General features: G+C 73.1%; 13 protein-coding genes and 2 tRNA genes. 8 read left to right on the forward strand and 7 right to left on the reverse strand.

Annotation, left to right across the window (positions count from 1 at the left end):
• Positions 1-17 precede the first annotated feature (17 nt).
• The 4 genes from QI554_RS24165 (at position 18) to fabF (ending at position 3759) form a co-directional block, all read left to right on the forward strand.
• Positions 18-956 (forward strand): ACP S-malonyltransferase, encoded by a 939-nt coding sequence (locus QI554_RS24165; protein WP_281472312.1) that lies wholly within the window; start codon positions 18-20, stop codon positions 954-956.
• A gap of 43 nt (positions 957-999) precedes the next feature.
• The gene (locus QI554_RS24170) at positions 1000-2010 is read left to right on the forward strand and encodes a beta-ketoacyl-ACP synthase III (protein WP_281472313.1); all 1011 of its coding nucleotides are present in this window, start codon (positions 1000-1002) and stop codon (positions 2008-2010) included.
• 57 nt (positions 2011-2067) lie between these two features.
• On the forward strand, positions 2068-2313 hold the full coding sequence (locus tag QI554_RS24175; RefSeq protein ID WP_281472314.1) for an acyl carrier protein: 246 nt from the start codon (positions 2068-2070) through the stop codon (positions 2311-2313).
• A gap of 147 nt (positions 2314-2460) precedes the next feature.
• Entirely contained in the window at positions 2461-3759 is a 1299-nt protein-coding gene (gene fabF / locus QI554_RS24180; protein WP_281472315.1) for a beta-ketoacyl-ACP synthase II, read from the forward strand.
• A gap of 136 nt (positions 3760-3895) precedes the next feature.
• Here the strand turns inward: fabF and QI554_RS24185 are convergent, their stop codons facing one another.
• Positions 3896-4390: a DUF3145 domain-containing protein gene (locus QI554_RS24185; protein ID WP_281472316.1), complete on the reverse strand. Its 495-nt coding sequence runs from the start codon at positions 4388-4390 to the stop codon at positions 3896-3898.
• Positions 4391-4905: 515 nt separating this feature from the next.
• Here QI554_RS24185 and QI554_RS24190 point away from each other — a divergent pair.
• The gene (locus QI554_RS24190) at positions 4906-5934 is read left to right on the forward strand and encodes an SGNH/GDSL hydrolase family protein (protein ID WP_281472317.1); all 1029 of its coding nucleotides are present in this window, start codon (positions 4906-4908) and stop codon (positions 5932-5934) included.
• Positions 5935-6185: 251 nt separating this feature from the next.
• Here QI554_RS24190 and QI554_RS24195 read toward each other — a convergent pair.
• Together QI554_RS24195 and QI554_RS24200 are read right to left on the reverse strand one after the other, a co-directional pair.
• Positions 6186-6259: transfer RNA gene (locus tag QI554_RS24195), tRNA-Ile, on the reverse strand.
• A gap of 223 nt (positions 6260-6482) precedes the next feature.
• Positions 6483-6555: transfer RNA gene (locus QI554_RS24200), tRNA-Asn, on the reverse strand.
• 265 nt (positions 6556-6820) lie between these two features.
• Here QI554_RS24200 and QI554_RS24205 point away from each other — a divergent pair.
• A complete protein-coding gene (locus QI554_RS24205; RefSeq protein WP_281472318.1) occupies positions 6821-7132 on the forward strand; it encodes a YtxH domain-containing protein in 312 nt (103 codons plus the stop codon).
• Between the two features lie 36 nt (positions 7133-7168).
• Here the strand turns inward: QI554_RS24205 and QI554_RS24210 are convergent, their stop codons facing one another.
• The 3 genes from QI554_RS24210 to QI554_RS24220 form a co-directional block, all read right to left on the reverse strand.
• Positions 7169-8638 (reverse strand): FGGY family carbohydrate kinase, encoded by a 1470-nt coding sequence (locus QI554_RS24210; protein ID WP_281472319.1) that lies wholly within the window; start codon positions 8636-8638, stop codon positions 7169-7171.
• Positions 8639-8732: 94 nt separating this feature from the next.
• Positions 8733-9926 (reverse strand): RNA polymerase sigma factor, encoded by a 1194-nt coding sequence (locus tag QI554_RS24215; protein ID WP_281472320.1) that lies wholly within the window; start codon positions 9924-9926, stop codon positions 8733-8735.
• A 128-nt stretch (positions 9927-10054) separates the two neighbouring features.
• The gene (locus tag QI554_RS24220; RefSeq protein WP_281472321.1) at positions 10055-10774 is read right to left on the reverse strand and encodes a TetR/AcrR family transcriptional regulator; all 720 of its coding nucleotides are present in this window, start codon (positions 10772-10774) and stop codon (positions 10055-10057) included.
• A 113-nt stretch (positions 10775-10887) separates the two neighbouring features.
• On the opposite strand from QI554_RS24220, the gene QI554_RS24225 reads away from it, so the two are divergent.
• Positions 10888-11547: an NADPH-dependent FMN reductase gene (locus QI554_RS24225; protein WP_281472322.1), complete on the forward strand. Its 660-nt coding sequence runs from the start codon at positions 10888-10890 to the stop codon at positions 11545-11547.
• 144 nt (positions 11548-11691) lie between these two features.
• Complete coding sequence (locus tag QI554_RS24230) at positions 11692-13263, forward strand: DHA2 family efflux MFS transporter permease subunit (protein WP_281472323.1); 1572 nt, start codon at positions 11692-11694, stop codon at positions 13261-13263.
• Between the two features lie 79 nt (positions 13264-13342).
• Here QI554_RS24230 and dnaG read toward each other — a convergent pair whose 3' ends face one another.
• Positions 13343-15268 carry a DNA primase gene (gene dnaG, locus QI554_RS24235; RefSeq protein ID WP_281472324.1) on the reverse strand — a complete coding sequence of 642 codons (1926 nt, stop codon included), beginning with the start codon at positions 15266-15268 and terminating at the stop codon, positions 13343-13345.
• Positions 15269-15357 lie beyond the last annotated feature (89 nt).

Below are 15357 nucleotides of genomic sequence, written 5' to 3' on the forward strand. Positions count from 1 at the left end.
AGCGAGAGGGTTGATCCGTGCTCGTTATCGTCGCGCCCGGACAGGGTGCCCAGACCCCCGGTTTCCTCACGCCCTGGCTTGAGCTGCCGGGTGTCGCCGACCGCTTGACCTGGTGGTCGGCCGTCACCGGCCTCGACCTCGTCCACTACGGCACCGAGGCCGACGCGGAGACGATCCGCGACACCGCGATCGCCCAGCCGCTGCTGGTCGCCGCGGGCCTGGTGGCGGCGCTCGAGCTGTTCCCGCACCCGTCCGACGCGTACCGCGTCGTGGGCGGCGCGGCGGGCCACAGCGTCGGTGAGCTGACCGCCGCCGCGGGCACCGGGGTCATCACCGCCGAGTCGGCGATGGTGCTGGTGCGCGAGCGCGGCAAGGCCATGGCGGCCGCGGCCGCCGTGACCGAGACCGGCATGTCCGCGGTGCTCGGCGGCGACGCCGACGCGGTCGTCGCCAAGATCACCGAGCACGGCCTCACCCCGGCGAACATGAACGGCGCCGGCCAGATCGTCGCCGCGGGCACGCTGCCGCAGCTGGAGGCGTTCGCCGCCGACCCGCCGGAGAAGGCACGCGTAAGGCCGCTCGCGGTGGCCGGCGCGTTCCACACGCACCACATGGCACCCGCCGTCGACCGGCTCGGCGAGCTGGTCCGCGGCGTGACCGTGCGCGACCCGCGCACGCCCTACATCTCGAACACCGACGGCGCCGTGCTGCGCGACGGCCGCGAGATCGTGAAGCGCCTGGTCAGCCAGGTCTCCAACCCGGTCCGCTGGGACCTGTGCATGGAGACCATGCGCGAGCTGGGCGTCACCGCGATCATCGAGGTCCCGCCGGCCGGCACGCTGACCGGGCTCGCCAAGCGCGCGCTGCCCGGCGTCGAGACGCTCGCCCTCAAGACACCGGACGACCTGGACGCCGCGCGCGCCCTGGTCGAGAAGCACGGCCAGGAATCGGTGTGATCCGCGTGACCAACCCCACCACCATCGCCCGGGAGGACCTCGCGTGACCGCCACCATCCGTCCCGCCGTCGGTGCACCGCACGCCCGTATCTGGGGTGTCGGCGGCTACCGTCCGGTTCGGGTCGTTCCGAACTCCGAGCTGATCGACCGCATCGACTCGTCCGACGAGTGGATCCAGTCCCGCTCCGGCATCAAGACGCGCCGTTGGGCGAACGACGAGGAGACCGTCGCCGAGATGTCGATCGCGGCGGCCGGCAAGGCCCTCGCGCACGCGGGCGTCTCGGCCGACCAGGTCGGCTGCGTCATCGTCTCCACGGTCACGCACCTCAAGCAGACCCCCGCGATCGCCACCGAGATCGCCTACCGGCTCGGCGCCGGCGGCGGCCGCGCGGCGGCGTTCGACGTGTCGGCCGCGTGCGCCGGGTTCTGCTACGGCCTGACCCTCGCCAACGACATGGTGCGCGGCGGCAGCGCCGAGTACGTGCTCGTCATCGGCGTCGAGCGGCTCTCCGACCTCACCAACCTGGACGACCGTTCGACGGCGTTCATCTTCGGCGACGGCGCGGGCGCCGTGGTCGTCGGCCCGTCCGACGTCCCCGGCATCGGCCCGGTCGTGTGGGGCTCGGACGGCGCCAACTCCGGCACCATCACGCAGACCGAGTCGTGGGAGTCGCTCCGCGAGGACCGCGAGGCCGTCTTCCCGACGCTGCGCATGGAGGGCCAGACGGTCTTCCGCTGGGCGGTCTGGGAGATGGCCAAGGTGTGCCAGCAGGCCCTGGACGCCGCGGGCGTGCAGGCGGCCGAGCTGGACGCCTTCATCCCGCACCAGGCCAACATGCGCATCACCGACGCGATGATCAAGGCCCTCAAGCTGCCCGCCGAGGTGCCCGTCGCGCGCGACATCGCCGAGACCGGCAACACCTCCGCGGCGTCCATTCCGCTCGCCATGGAGCGCATGCTCGAGAGCGGCGAGGCACGCAGCGGCGGGACCGCCCTGGTCATGGGCTTCGGGGCCGGTCTCGTGTACGCCGGCCAGGTCATTACGCTTCCCTAGTCGTTCTTCACGTCCCGTTTCACCACACCCGCAGTACGAGCATTCAGAAGGAGCACCATGGCAAGCCAGGAGGAGATCCTCGAGGGTCTCGCGAACATCGTCAACGAGATCGCGGGCACCGACGTCGAGGACGTCCAGCTGGACAAGTCCTTCACCGAGGACCTGGACATCGACTCGCTCTCCATGGTCGAGGTCGTCGTCGCTGCCGAAGAGCAGTTCGACGTCAAGATCCCGGACGACGACGTCAAGGGTCTCCGCACCGTCGGCGACGCTGTCGACTACATCCTCAAGGCACAGGGCTGACACGCCCGGTCGGGCCCCGGCACCCCGGGGCCCGACCGCCTTTCGGCCCCGCTTTCCCCCCGGGGTCCGGCGACCGCCGCCACCGCGGCCCAGCCGCCGACAACGAGAACCACCATTCGTTCCAATCTTCGTGGGAGTGATCTTCCAGTGAGCCCGACCAAGCGCACCGAGACCCCGCGCACCGTGGTCGTCACCGGTCTGGGCGCGACCACGCCGGTCGGCGGCGACGTCGCCTCGACCTGGTCCGCGCTGCTCGCCGGCAAGTCCGGCATCCGCACGCTGACCGAGGACTGGGCTCAGGAGATCCCCGTCCAGTTCGCCGGCCGGGTCGCCGTCGAACCGCTCGAGGTGATGCCGAAGGTCGAGGCCCGCAAGCTCGACCGCTCCGGCCAGTTCGCGATGATCGCGGCCCGCGAGGCCTGGCGCGACGCCGGCTTCGCCGACAAGAACCTGCCCGCCGAGGACGGCACCGGCGTCACCGTCGACCCGCTCCGGCTGGGCGTCGCGATCGCGTCCGGCATCGGCGGCGTCACCACGCTCCTCGACGCGTGGGACATCTTCAAGGAGAAGGGCCCGCGCCGCGTCGGCCCGCTCACCGTGCCGATGCTCATGCCGAACAGCCCGTCCGCGAACGTGGGCATCGAGCTGGGCGCCCGCGCCGGCGTGCACACTCCCGTCAGCGCCTGCGCCTCCGGCGCGGAGGGCGTCGCGTACGGGCTCGAGATGATCCGCTCGGGCCGCGCCGACGTCGTGCTCTGCGGCGGCACCGAGGCCGCGATCCACCCGCTGCCCATGGCGGCGTTCGCCAACATGATGGCGATGTCCAAGCGCAACGACGAGCCGCAGCGCGCCTCGCGCCCCTACGACAAGGCCCGCGACGGCTTCGTCATGGGCGAGGGCGCCGGCTGCCTGGTCCTGGAGAGCGCCGAGCACGCCGCGGCCCGCGGTGCGCGCGTGTACGCCGAGGTCGCCGGGGCCGGCATGACCTCGGACGGCCACCACATCGCGCAGCCCGAGCCGACCGGCCGGGACATCGCGCGCGCGATGGCGCTGGCCATCGAGGACGCGGGCGCCACCCCCGAGCAGATCGTCCACGTCAACGCGCACGGCACCTCGACCCCCGCGGGCGACATCACCGAGCTGAAGGCCATCCGCGCCGTGCTCGGCGAGCCCGCCGCGGACAAGGTGTGCGTCACCTCCACCAAGTCGATGACCGGCCACCTGCTGGGCGGCACGGGCGCGGTGGAGTCGGTCGCGACGGTGCTCGCGGTCTACCACCGCATGGCGCCGCCCACGATCAACGTGGACGACCCGGACGACGAGGTCTGCGTGGACATCGTCCGCAACGACGCGCGTCCGCTGCCCGAGGGCCAGATCGTCGCGCTGAACGACTCGTTCGGCTTCGGCGGCCACAACGTGGTCGTCGCCTTCCGCAGCGTGGGCTGACGCAGCCCGCGGCAGCGGACAGTGCGCACGCGCCTTTGAGAGGCGCGAAGGCACACGGAGACACGGGAAAGGGCCGCCCCTTCGGGGGCGGCCCTTCTCGTTTCAGCTATCTCGGCGTCTTCGCCCGCGAGGGCGGTCACACCACCTGGTGCAGCCACCGGACGGGCGCGCCCTCGCCGGCGTACCGGAAGGGCTCCAGCTCGTCGTCCCACGGCTTGCCGAGCAGCTTCTCGATCTCGTGCTGCAGGTCGACCTCGCCGCGCGCGGCGCGGCCGAGCACGGCGCGCAGCCGGTCCTCGGGGATGAGGATGTCGCCGTGCGCCCCCGTGACCGCGTGGAAGATGCCGAGGTCGGGGGTGTTGCTGTAGCGCTCGCCCTCGGCGCCCGGGGACGGCTCCTCGGTGACCTCGAAGCGCAGCAGGTGCCATCCGCGCAGCGCGGACGCCAGCTTCGCGGCGGTGCCCGGCTGGCCGTGCCAGGACATTTCGGCACGCAGCATCCCCGGAGCGGCCGGTTGGCGGACCCAGTCCAGGCTCAGGCGCGCGCCAAGAACGCCCTGTGCGGCCCACTCGACGTGGGGGCACAGCGCGCGCGGCGCGGAGTGCACGTACAAGACTCCACGTGTCGTCACTGGGACCTCCAGGCTAAGGACGAGGTTCGCCTTCCCCAGCGGCCTCGGTTCCTGCCTTGGTCACCCAAGCGACGGCGGGTGCCGTCGTGCGTCGTCTTCTGCTGTCGCCCTGCTCCTCCGACTGGCCGCCGGACCGATCGTCCGTATGGCCGGGTGTGCTCCTACGAGCGGTTTGCGCCATTCATTGTGCCTCACGCTTCACGGAAGCACCACGCGAAACAATCACTCTCCGTATGCGCAGTAAGGGATGCACCGGATCTGGGCCTTCTAAACGTCACTCACAGTCTCGGAAGTGTGAGCCACTGCACTCACCCTGCCCCGTGTCCGGCGGCCGCACCCCTACGCGCCCCCGCATTCACTCGAAGGGATGACATACCGTCATAAGCGGCTCCGTACCGCAACACCCCCCTGGACGAAGCCACTTCGAGAGTAGGGGGCGCGGCGCGACGGCGCAGGAGGTATAGGCAGGCATTGTGGCGGTCAATCCGCCCGGGGCGGAGACGAAAGGGGAGATCGTGGGCAAGGGGCGGGACGGCGCCGGGCGTTCGCGGCGCGGGATGGGCGGGGCGGCGGCGTTAGCCGCGGCGCTGGTGGCGGTCGCGGGGTGCACGTCGGACTCGGGGACGGGGCCCCGGGCGGTGTCCCAGGCGGCCGCCCAGGAGCAGAACCAGGCGGCGGGGCCCGTGGGGCAGCCGTCCGCGGGCGCGGCCGCGAACGGCGCGGTGCCGGGCGCGCGTCCGACGTCCCGCGCCCCGGCGGGAACGTCGGCGCCGGCGCCGGCGGGCCAACCGTCGGCGAAGCCCACGGGGCCGTTCCCGAAGCCGCACTCGATGGCGGCGCTGGGCGACTCCATCACCCGCGGCTTCGACGCCTGCACGATGCCGCTCAAGGACTGCCCGGAGAAGTCCTGGGCGACCGGCGGCGACGTCGACAGCCAGGCCAAGCGCCTCGGGCTGCCCTCGTCGGCCGTGTTCAACGACGCGCGCACCGGGGCGCGGATGACCGACCTCGCCGACCAGGCCCGCGCCGCGGTCGGGCAGCGCGTCGAGTACGTCACGGTCCTGCTCGGCGCGAACGACGCGTGCCGCGACGACGAGACGACGATGACGTCCGTCTTCGACTACGAGCGGCAGCTGCGGGCCGGGCTGCAGATCCTGCGGGACGGCCTGCCGGGCGTGCACGTGATGGTCGTGAGCGTCCCGGACGTGGGGCGGCTGTGGGAGGTCGCGCACGGCGAGCAGATGGCCCGCCTGGTGTGGTCCGCGGGCGTGTGCCGGTCGATGCTGGCGGACCCCGAGTCCGGCAAGCCGGACGTGATCGCGCGGCGGCAGCGGGTCCGGGACCGGGTGACGGCGTACAACGACGTGCTGCGCCGGGTGTGCGGCGAGTGGACCGGCCAGTGCAAGTACGACGGCGGGGTCCTCAACGCGCACAAGTTCGGCAAGAACGACCTGAGCCGCTGGGACTGGTTCCACCCGAGCGGACAGGGCCAGAACGTGATAGCCGATCTGACGACCCGGGCCGGCTTCCGTTGGCAGGAATAACCGGTGAACAACCGGCACCGGTCCGGAGACGATCATCCCGGATCGAACGCCACCCCAACGCCATAGGCCCGAACGAGTGAAACGCGGCCGATCGAAGCGGACAGGGTTGCTAAGCTCGCGGGCGAAGCGCGACAGTAGCCGGGCAAACACAATCCGTGATCACAGTCGCGCAAAGCACCGCCGCTGGCTTCGGCCGGGCGAGCGGTGCTGGGGAAACGCGTGCCCGCGGGCACGCGACTCGGCTGTGCGAGTAGGGCGGGTGGGACTCGAACCCACGACCGAGGGATTATGAGTCCCTTGCTCTAACCGGCTGAGCTACCGCCCCGTGCCGACCGTCACCGGTATCGGCCCCGGCAGCATAGCCGTTGATCCCCCCGTGGTGCTCGGCGGGATTCCCGTAGCGGGCTTTCCGGCTGCTTTCACGGGTGTTCGCCTGTCCCCCGCAGGTGTGAACATGCCGTCGCCGGGCTCCACACGGGCCGGAAAGACAGGAAGCCCCGCGGCCTTGGGGCCACAGGGCTTGTCGTACTTCCGGTGCTTCAGGGGAGCTCCCCCGACTGGACTCGAACCAGTAACCTGCCGGTTAACAGCCGGCTGCTCTGCCAATTGAGCTACAGGGGATTGCGCTGACCGCTCCGGCTTCGCCTCGGCGCTCGCTGCGTGGAATACATTAGCGCACTCCGAGGGGTGCCTCGTACCGGGTTTGCCGGGCATGATCGCCGGGGCGGTCGGCGGGGCGTCCCGGTCCCCGGCCGCGGCCCTGGCAGACTCACCGACGACCCCGGATCCCCGCAGCCCCGCGCCGCGCCCGGCGGCGGTTGTCCCGCCACCCGGGCGGGTAGTCGTGGCCTACGACACGGGACCGCACCTCACGGAGGGACTCCCCATGGGCACCCGCATCACCTTCGTCGCCGGCCTCGCGGTCGGCTACGTGCTCGGCGCCAAGGCGGGCCGGGACCGGTACGAGCAGCTCCGCAAGGCCGGCCGCAGCTTCGTCGAGAGCGCGCCGGTGCAGAGCGCCGGGCACGCCGCCGCGGGCTTCGGCCGCGACGCGGGCGGCAAGGCCGTCCAGAAGATCGGCGAGCACCTGCCCGAGCGGGTCGGCCGGCACCTGCCGGAGAAGTTCGGCGGCCAGCACAGCCACAACGGCCACAACGGCGCCAGCGCGGCGAACGGGCGGTACGACGAGGGGCTGTGACCCCCCGCCCGCGAGGCGGCGGCGCGGCCGCGCGGGTCAGCCGCGGCGGTGCCGCCCCGTGGTGCCGCCGCTGTCCGGCCGGGGCGCGGCCTCCGGGTGCAGGCGGTCGCGGACCTCGGCGTACTGCTCGCGGACCGCTGTGCCGACCGCCGCGTCCTCGTCGGCGGCCTCGACGAACGGCGCGGTCGGGCGCGGCCAGGCCGGCACGTCCGGCTTGCCGGACAGCGCCCACGCCGCCTGCCGGGCCACCCCGAGCGCGGCGGCGCGGGCCGCCTCCGCCGGGTCGGGCACCGCGACCGGCACCCCGAACAGCATCGGCGCGACCGCGCGCACGGCCGCCGAGCGTGCGCCGACGCCGACGAGGAAGACCCGCTCGACCGCGACGCCGCTGCCGCGCAGCACGTCCAGCGCGTCGGCGAGCCCGCACGCCATGCCCTCCACGGACGCGCGCGCGAACGCCTCGGGCGTCATGCTCTCCCGGTGCAGCCCCGTCAGCGTGCCCGCGGCGTGCGGCAGATGCGGCACCCGCTCGCCGTCGAGGTACGGCAGCATCACCAGCCCGCACGCGCCCGGCGTCGAGCGCATCGCCAGTTCGTCGAACCCGGCGGTGTCGACGCCCAGCATCGCCGCGGTCCCGCGCAGCACCCGCACCGCGTTGAGGGTGCGGACCACCGGCATCGCGCGCCCCGTCGCGTCGGCCAGGCACGCCACGGCCGGGTCGGAAGTCATGCCGTCGTGCACGGCGAACGCCGCGCCGGACGCGCCCACCGCCACCACCACGTCGCCGTGGCCCACCCCGAGCCCGAACGCGAGGGCGGCCTCCGCCCCGGCTCCGGCCGCGATGAGGAGGTTCTCGGGGCTGCGCCCGGCGGCCTCGCCCGGCGCGACGAGGCGCGGCAGCCGTACCGCACGACCAAACGCCTGCTCGGCGAGGTCCTCGCGCCACGCGCCCGTCGTGGGCGACCAGTAGCCGGTCGTCGACGCGTCCGAGCGGTCGGTGGTCAACTCGGCGGGGCAGCCCAGAAGTTGCCAGGTCAGCCAGTCGTGCGGCAGGGCCGCGGCGACGACCCGCTCGGCCTCGTCGGGCTCGAACCGGGTGAGCCTGCGCAGGTGCGAGACCGCCGTCGCCGCGGTGGGCACCGAGCCGGTCGCCGCCAGCCACTCGTGCGGGCCGCCGAGTTCGTCGACGAGTTCGGCGGCCGCGCCCGACGCGCTGATGTCGTCGTGCGCCAGCGGCGGCGCGACCACGACGCCGTTCGCGTCGAGGGCTATCAGCCCGTGCCCCTGCGCCGTGACGCCGATCGCCTCGACGCCGTCGAGCGTCCCGCCGCCGGCCGCCTCTCCGAACGCCCGCAGCCACGACACCGGATCGCCGTGCGCGCCGTCCGCGAAACGCACCACCGTCTGCCGCAACACGTCGCCGGTGTCACCGTCGCACACGACGATCCGGGCGGCCCGGTGCGAGCAGTGGACCCCGGCGACGAGACGACCGCGCATGCTGACCATGGCCGCAGTGTAGGAGCACGCGCCGGGCGCATGGCGGCCCGTGCCGCGCGAAGCGTCGCGACGGCGGAGCTCGGGCCGCCGCGACGCCTGGTGGTCACGTGTCGAGGTAGCCGCGGAGCTGGTCGGCGTAGGAACGGTCGCGCAGTTTGGACAGTGTGCGGGACTCGATCTGCCGTATGCGCTCGCGCGTGACGCCGAAGCGACGGCCGATCTCCTCCAGGGTGTGCGGCTGGCCGTCGGCCAGGCCGTAACGGAGTCGGACGACGGACTTCTCGCGGTCGCCGAGCGTGGAGAGCACCGCTTCGAGGTGCTCGCGGAGCATCAGGTAGGCGGCGGACTCGGCCGGGGACATGGCGTCGGCGTCCTCGACGATGTCGCCGAGCAGCACCTCGTCCTCGCCGACCGGGGTGTGCAGCGAGACCGGGTCCTGCGCGAGCCGCAGGATGTCGACGACGCGGGCGGGATCGAGGTCGAGGACGGCGGCCAGGTCCTCGGGGGTCGGCTCCTCGCCGCGCTCCTGGAGCAGTCGGCGCTGCACGCGGACGACGCGGTTGATGAGCTCGACGACGTGCACCGGGACGCGGATGGTGCGGGCCTGGTCGGCGAGCGCGCGGCTCATCGCCTGGCGGATCCACCACGTCGCGTACGTCGAGAACTTGTAGCCGCGGGTGTAGTCGAACTTCTCGACGGCGCGGATGAGTCCGAGGTTGCCCTCCTGGACGAGGTCGAGCAGGCTCAGGCCGCGGCCGATGTACCGCTTGGCGACCGACACCACCAGGCGCAGGTTGGACTCGATGAGGCGGCGCTTGGCGGCGCGGCCGTCCGCGACGAGGCGTTCGAGGTCGGCGCGCATCCCGGGGTCGAGGGAGTCGGGGGCGCGCGCGAGCTTCTCCTCGGCGAACAGCCCGGCCTCGACGCAGCGGGCGAGCTCGACCTCGTCGACGGCGGTGAGCAGCGGGATCCTGCCGATCTCACGCAGGTACTGGCGCAGGAGGTCGGCCGACGGGCTGTGGGAGTCGTCGAGCGGGTCGGGGGGATCCGGGGTGTCGGGGGCGTCGGGGGCGTCGGGGGTGTCGGCGTCCGAGGTGTCGTCGGTGTCCGCGCCGTCGGCCGGATCGGGTGCCGTATCCGTAGGGTCGGGCGCCGCGACGGTCCGCGGAGGGGGCGGCGGGTCGGGGACGTCCGACATCGTCTCGGGAGCCGTGGCCGGGTCGGGTGCGTCCGTCCCCGCATCCGGCGGAGGCGGCCGGCCGGGCGCCTCCGCACGCCGGGTGGTGTGCTGCTGCACGCTCACCAGTCTGGGGCACAGAGCACCGGTAAGCCGAGAGTACGAACCGTGCCGAGATGACGAAATTGTCCGTGTGGGACGGGAGATGGGACGGGAGACGGCCCGCGGGGGCCGGGTTCGGGCGCCGGTCAGCCGCCGACGCGGGCCGCGACGCCGTCGAGCACGCAGTCCAGACCGAACTCGAACCGCCACTCGTGGTCGTCCTTGCGCCGGGCCTTGGACACGTAGCGCTGGTAGGCCGGGTAGTTCCCGGTGCCCATCATCCAGTTCATCGCCGGGCCGTACGCGTCGCGCAAGTCGTCGCCGCCGGACCAGTTCTGGCGCTTCATCAGCTCGCGCTGCGCGACCTCGGCGGCGACCGCGCCGCGCACGTACGACGTGACGGCGTGGTGCACGGCCATCGCGGTGTCGACGTCGAGTCCGAGGCCCTCGAGCGTGGCCAGGTCGCGTTCGATCGCGGCGACGACGTTCGGGGTGATGACGACCACCTGGCGCGCGGCGAGTTCGCCGAGCCAGGGGTGGCGCAGCGCGATCTCGCGCGCCTGGCGGGCGTGGGCGCGCATGGCGTCGCGCCAGTCCGCGGGCGCGGTGGCGGGCGCTGAGCGTTCCGCGAACGCGGCGTCGATCATCAGCTCGAACAGCTCGTCCTTGCTGGTGACGTACCGGTAGAGCGCCATCGTCGTGACGCCGAGGTAGCCGGCGAGCTTGCGCATCGAGACGGCGTCCAGGCCCTCGCTGTCGGCCATCTCCAGGGCGGCCGCGGCGATCGCGGCGTGGGTGAGTGTCGTGCGCGGGGCCTTGGCCGGGCGGGCGAGCCGCTCCCACATGGACTCCTGGTCGTCTGCCATGACCGCTCCTCCGCTCGGTGATGCGTACACCGTATCAGTGGCTGTACAGCGTACACAGCTGTGTGTACGGTGTACGCGAACGATAACGGTGTACACAGAACCGGGAGACCGCCATGCCTGCCACCACCACCCCTGCCACAGCCGCGTCCGTCGCCGCCGACGCCGCTGCTTTCGACGCGTCCGACGCCGCCGAAGCCCCCGTCAAGCTCGCCGTCGTCGTCGGCAGCACCCGCGGCGGCCGGTTCGGCCCCACCGTCGCCGCCTGGTTCGCCGGACACGCCGCACGGCACGGCGGCTTCGACGTCGACGTGGTCGACCTCGTCGACACCCCGCTTCCCGCCGCGATGCCGGGCTTCGACGGGCCGTCGGCCGACGACGCCGCGCTGCTCGCCGAGGTGTCCCCGCGGCTGGCCGCCGCGGACGCGTTCGTCGTCGTCACGCCCGAGTACAACCACAGCTTCCCTGCCGCCCTGAAGCACCTCATCGACCTGCACTTCACCGAATGGCAGGCCAAGCCGGTCGGGTTCGTCGCGTACGGCGGCATGGCCGCCGGGCTGCGCGCCGTCGAGCAGCTGCGGCAGGTCTTCGCCGAACTGCACGCCGTCACCGTGCGGGACACCGTGAGCTTCCACGGCGCGGCCGGCGCCTTCGACGGCCCGGACCCGCGCGACCCCGCGGGCTGCTCCGCCGCCGCGACGACGATGCTCGACCAACTGCAGTGGTGGGCCCGCGCGCTGCGCACCGCCAAGGCCGCGCAGCCGTACGGCTCGTGACGCGGCCCGGACACGGACTCCGACACGGATTCGGACTCGGACTCGGACTCAGGGGGACTTCTGATGCGCTTTCCGACGACGGCCCGCGCCGCCAGGCCGGGCGGACCGGGTGAAGCGGGTGGACCGGGTGGACCGGGTGATGGTGTGGTCGGCGCTCCGTCCGACATGGCGGTGGACACCGCCCGCGGCGCCGCACGGACCGACGCACCGGCCGACGCAGCGGACGGCGTCCTGCCGGGTGACGTCGGCGCGCAGGCCGCCGCCCGGGAGGTCACCGCGGCAGCAAGCCCACCAGGGCCCGCCGGCTCCCCGGGTTCCCCGGGTTCTCCCGACAACGCGCCGCTGAGCCGCGAACTCCTGCTCACCGCGCTGGTCGTGGTCCTCGGCTCGGCGATGGCGGGCCTCGACACCACCGCCGTCACCGTCTCCCTCGACCGGCTGTCCCAGGACTTCGGGACACCGCTCACCACCGTGCAGTGGGTGGCCACGGGCTACACGCTCGCCCTCGCCGCGGTCATCCCGGTGACCGCGTGGGCGATCGCGCGGTTCGGCACGCGCCGCGTGTACGCGGCGTCCGTCGGCCTGTTCCTGGCCGGGTCGGTGCTCGCCGGCCTGGCCTGGTCGGTCGAGTCGCTCATCGTGTTCCGCGTCGTCCAGGGGCTCGGCGGCGGCATGATCATGCCGACCGGCATGACGATCCTCGGCCGCCGCGCGGGCGAGCGCACGCCGCGCGTCATGGCGATCGTCGGCATCCCGATGCAGCTCGCGCCGATGTCCGGGCCGCTGCTCGGCGGCTGGCTCGTCGACGCGGCGTCCTGGCGCTGGATCTTCTACCTCAACCTGCCGCTCGGCATAGCGGCCCTGGTGGTCGCCGCGCGCGTCCTCGGGCGGGACGAACCGGGGCCGTACCAACCACTGGACCGCGTCGGGCTGGTGCTCCTGTCCCCCGGCCTGGCCGCGCTCGTCTACGGGCTGACCACCGGCGCGCACCGCGGCGACTTCACGGCGCCCGGCGCGGCCGTGCCCGCCGCCACGGGACTGCTGCTCGTCGCGGCGTTCGTCGCACACGCGTTGAACCACGACGCGCCGCTCATCGACCTACGGCTGCTGCGCCGCCGCGCGGTCGGCGCGGCCGCCGCGGCACTGGCGTTGTTCATCAGCGCGTTCTTCGGGGTGATGCTGCTCGCGCCGCTGTACTTCCAGACCGTGCGCGGCGAGTCGGCGGCCGCGACCGGTGCGCTGCTGCTGCCGTCGGGGCTCGGCGCGATGGTGACGATGCCCGTCGGGGCGCGGCTGCTCGGCCGGTTCGGGCCGCGGAACATCGTTCTCACCGGGCTGGGACTGTCCGCTGCCGGACTGACGGGCTTCGCGGCGCAGATCGGCGCGCACCCGTCCTACCCGGGGCTCTGCGCGGCCCTCTTCGTGAGCGGGGCCGGCATGGGCATGACGATGATGCCGACCATGTCGTCGGCCATGTCCGTGCTGGAACTGTCCGAAGTGCCGGTCGCGAGCACCCTGCTCAACATCGTGCAGCAGGTCGGCGCGGCGGCGGGAACGGCGTTCATGTCCCTGGTGCTCAGCTCCGCGCTGGCCGAGCGCGACCCTGCGGACGCGGCCGGCGCCTTCCAGCACAGCTACGTGTGGGGCGTCGCTTTGCTGGCGGCGGCCTTCCTGCCGGCGGCGCTGCTGTCGCGGGCGCCGCTCGGACGGCGCTGAACGCCTCCGCGTCCGCGCCTGCGTCAGCGCGTCAGCGCGTCAGCGCGTCAGCGCGTCAGCGCGTCAGCGCGTCAGCGCGTCACAACGCTCCGGCGCCGCCGTCGATCAGGGAACGCCGGTACTTCTCCAGGTCGAACAGCTCCTGGAAGGTCGCCGCGTACTCCTCGGCGGCGTGCGCCGGATCGAGGCGCTGCAACCGCGACTTCACGTCCGCGATGCGGCGGTCGGCGGAGAACGTGCGCAGGCGGACCAGGCACTCGCCGCCGTACAGCTCGTCCGGGTTGCCCGGTGTGCGTACCGACTCGACGGCCAGCTCCGTGACCAGGCCGCGCACCCCGTCGTCGGCGGCGCTCTCCCGCACCGCGCGGATCCAGTCGCCGTGCACCGCGGGGCCGTTCACCCCGCCCGCGTCGGTGATCGCGGTGCGGACCGCGGCGTACGGCGGCACCGTGAACTCGTCCGGCCCGAAGCTGTCGAACACCCGCGCCACCAGCGCCGGGAACTGCAACGCCAGCTTCAGCACCTCGCGCTGCACCATCTGGCGCGGGTCGCGCGGATCCGGCCGGAACGCGTCCCGTGTCGGCGCCGCCGGATTCCCGCCCGGCGCGCCGTGCGGGCGCTGCTGCTCCGGGCCGGAGGCACCGGCCGCCCCGCCGCGGGCCCCCCGCTCACGCTTCCAGCGCGCGAGCTGTCCCACCCGGCCGACGACGAACCGCTCGTCCAGGAAGCCCAGCCACGAGTCGAGCCGCACCGCGTACGTGTGGCGCAGCGCCTGGTCCTTGATGTCCGCCACGATCGGCGCCGCCGCGTCCAGCGCCGCGACCCGGCCCTCCGCGGTCGTCAGGTCATGGCCCTCGATCCGACTGCGGATCGCGAACTCGAACAACGGCACCCGGGAGTCCACCAGATCCCGCACCGCCTGGTCGCCGCGCGCCTGCCGCAGGTCGCACGGGTCCATGCCGTTGGGCTCGACCGCGACGAACGTCCGCGTGACGAACCGCTGGTCCTCCTCGAACGCCCGCAACGCGGCCTTCTGGCCCGCGGCGTCACCGTCGAACGTGTAGATGACCTCGCCGCGGAACTCGCCGCTGTCCATCAGCAGGCGGCGCAGGATCTTGATGTGGTCCTCGCCGAACGCCGTGCCGCACGTCGCGATCGCGCCGGTCACGCCCGCCAGATGGCACGCCATCACGTCGGTATAGCCCTCGACGACCACGGCCCGGCCGCTGCGGGCGATGTCCTTCTTCGCGAGGTCCAGGCCGTACAGCACCTGGGACTTGCGGTAGATCGGGGTCTCGGGCGTGTTCAGGTACTTGGGCCCGTTGTCGTCCTCGCGCAACCGCCGCGCGCCGAACCCGATCACCTCGCCGCCGATGTCGCGGATCGGCCACATCAACCGCCCCCGGAACCGGTCCATCGGACCCCGTCGGCCCTCACTCGCCAGGCCGCTGGTCAGCAGCTCCTCGGCGGTGAAGCCCCGACCGCGCAGGAACCGCACCAGGTGCTCCCACCCGGCCGGGGCGTACCCGATCCCGAAGTGCTCCGCGTCGGCCTGCGTGAACCCGCGGTCCGCCAGGAACTGGCGCGCGACCATCGCCTCGGCCGACCCGAGCTGCTCGGTGTAGAACGCGGCCGCGACCTTGTGCGCCTCGACGAGCCGGGTCCGCTGGCCCTGCTGGCGGCCGGGCGTGTAGCCGCCCTCCTCATACCGCAGCTCGATGTTGTACTGCGCGGCGAGCCGCTCGACCGTCTCGGAGAACGTGAGGTGCTCGACCTTCTGCACGAAGTCGAGAACGTCGCCGCCCTCCTGGCAGCCGAAGCAGTGGTAGAAACCCTTCGCCGGGGAGACGTTGAACGACGGGGACTTCTCGTCGTGGAACGGGCACAGGCCCTTGAGGTTGCCCCCGCCGGCGTTGCGGAGCTGGAGGTGCTCCCCGACCACGTCCTCGATGCGGGCCGCCTCGCGGACCCGCTTCACATCGTCGTCCCGAATCCGGCCCGCCATGCGGTCGAGTTTACGTGGCCGGACCGACGCCGAAGGAGGACGGGCCCGGGGCCGGTGGTAGCGTCGCGATCTTCGCCCGGCGACGGTCA

Source organism: Yinghuangia seranimata (assembly GCF_029953285.1).
Classification (GTDB): Bacteria; Actinomycetota; Actinomycetes; order Streptomycetales; family Streptomycetaceae; genus Yinghuangia; species Yinghuangia seranimata.

Coding starts and splice junctions, on each gene's coding strand:
- QI554_RS24175 (WP_281472314.1), top strand. CDS start 2,068: ATGGCAAGCCAGGAGGAGATCCTCGAGGGTCTCGCGAACATCGTCAAC.
- QI554_RS24205 (WP_281472318.1), top strand. CDS start 6,821: ATGGGCACCCGCATCACCTTCGTCGCCGGCCTCGCGGTCGGCTACGTG.
- QI554_RS24210 (WP_281472319.1), bottom strand. CDS start 8,638: ATGGTCAGCATGCGCGGTCGTCTCGTCGCCGGGGTCCACTGCTCGCAC.
- QI554_RS24220 (WP_281472321.1), bottom strand. CDS start 10,774: ATGGCAGACGACCAGGAGTCCATGTGGGAGCGGCTCGCCCGCCCGGCC.
- QI554_RS24225 (WP_281472322.1), top strand. CDS start 10,888: ATGCCTGCCACCACCACCCCTGCCACAGCCGCGTCCGTCGCCGCCGAC.
- dnaG (WP_281472324.1), bottom strand. CDS start 15,268: ATGGCGGGCCGGATTCGGGACGACGATGTGAAGCGGGTCCGCGAGGCG.